2 protein-coding genes and 1 pseudogene are annotated in these 1,544 nt (G+C 38.6%); all 3 read right to left on the minus strand.

The genetic code is table 11. The annotated features are described in order from the left end of the window. Window positions 1-54: 54 nt before the first annotated feature. Complete coding sequence (locus ACEN3Z_RS11795; protein ID WP_407090971.1) at window positions 55-651, minus strand: ABC transporter substrate-binding protein; 597 nt, start codon at window positions 649-651, stop codon at window positions 55-57. An 18-nt stretch (window positions 652-669) separates the two neighbouring features. Beyond that, the gene (locus ACEN3Z_RS11800) at window positions 670-1,425 is read right to left on the minus strand and encodes a 2-keto-4-pentenoate hydratase (protein WP_138404126.1); all 756 of its coding nucleotides are present in this window, start codon (window positions 1,423-1,425) and stop codon (window positions 670-672) included. 20 nt (window positions 1,426-1,445) lie between these two features. After that, window positions 1,446-1,544, minus strand: a pseudogene (locus ACEN3Z_RS11805) (IS30 family transposase); the annotation flags it as partial.

The raw sequence follows: 1,544 nt of genomic DNA on the forward strand, positions 1-1,544 counted from the left end.
TTCTTACAAGTGTAATGTGCATGATGACCAGATGATATAACTACATTGAGACTTTTACACAAGATTATGGACTTGACAATCTAATGCGTTATCTACGATAAGAAGCGTGTTCTCAGCGCCAAGTGTATTATAAACATATTCAGCTCCGGCACGTCCTTGATATGAATCTTCATAGGCAACTCTAAATAAGTTCTCTACGGCTTCGCCGTTACTATCTAATGTCAGGCCATCTCCTGTCGTCGCTGGAAGGACATTTGGTTTATTATTTTCTTCGATTACAGGTTTTGCTGCATTAACAACTGCAGAAGCGTTTGGTCCAAAGACAGCAACAACGTCTTCATCATTCGCTAAACGTGTTTGTAAAGAAACTCCTTCGGTTGTATCTGTCTTATTATCTAAGACTACAAGTTCTAATGGGCGTCCATCTAATACTCCGCCTTCAGCATTCTTTTGTTCAACAAACAATTCAAAGGCTTCGACAGCGGGTACACTGTATGGTGCTGCGGGTCCTGTCAGTTCTAAGTTTACTCCTAGAACAACTGGTTCACCTGTTGCTTCTTGAGCACTCACACTGTTAGAGAATGGCATCGCTAAGGCACCGACTAAAGTTAAACCTGATAATAATAACTTACTTAATTTATTTAATTTCATTTTATTTTCCTCCGATTTTTATGGTTTGACAGTTAATTGAACGTCACCGACATTTTCATATTCAACGCGATAATTTCCCGCTTCTAATCTCTCTGGGAGCATAAATGTTCCTGATGAGACAAATCGACCAGCAGTTAATTTTTCCCCACGCTCTTCTAAGGCTTTGGCTAGCCATTTCACGGAATTAACTGGATGTCCTAATACTTCTTCAGAATTTCCTCGTTTGACTTCTTGATCGTTTAAATACAGAACTGCTTCGATATTTTTCACATCGTCATAACTGTATTGCTTGGCTTCTCCATAAACGACTGCCCCATTCACTGCACCATCTGCGATAACTTCATAGAAAGTTGTCTTAGGGAACCAGTCATCATAACGGCCATCGGGTACTTCAATCCCTGGGGCAACCAAACATTTTCTCATTACTTCCTCGTCTGTATCGTCGCCGTTAACATCTTCTTGAACTAAGAAGACTAACTCAGTTTCTAGAAGAGGTTCATTGTAATCAGTTAATGAAAGTGAAGCATCTTTTTTCACAGTGACATCGGTCATTTGTCCGAATAAAGGTGAGTCACTATTGAATAAATCTTGCGTTTCTTTACTCGTTAAACTGATTTTGTAACCTTGATGTTTTTCACCATTCTCTTCTTTCAGAGCAAGTACATCATCTTGTACTTGATAGGCTTCTTGAGTCGATTCGAAATTAAACTTCCCTTTTTCTAAAGGTGCGTTATCTCGGTAAGCTTTAAATAGTAATTCTGCTTTGTTTGTCATTTTTTATAATTTTTGATTTGTCAAATTAAGCTAGACAAAACTGCTTCATCTAAGTAACTCAAAAATACTTCCAACGGTGTTCGGTAGTGTAAGGATTTCCGTGGAATCGTGTTCCGTTT

The organism is Ruoffia sp. FAM 26254, assembly GCF_045528545.1.
Taxonomy (GTDB): Bacteria; Bacillota; Bacilli; order Lactobacillales; family Aerococcaceae; genus Ruoffia; species Ruoffia halotolerans.

Bases quoted from the DNA above. Each gene is read 5' to 3' on its own strand.
- ACEN3Z_RS11795 (WP_407090971.1), bottom strand. From the start codon at position 651: ATGAAATTAAATAAATTAAGTAAGTTATTATTATCAGGTTTAACTTTA.
- ACEN3Z_RS11800 (WP_138404126.1), bottom strand. From the start codon at position 1,425: ATGACAAACAAAGCAGAATTACTATTTAAAGCTTACCGAGATAACGCA.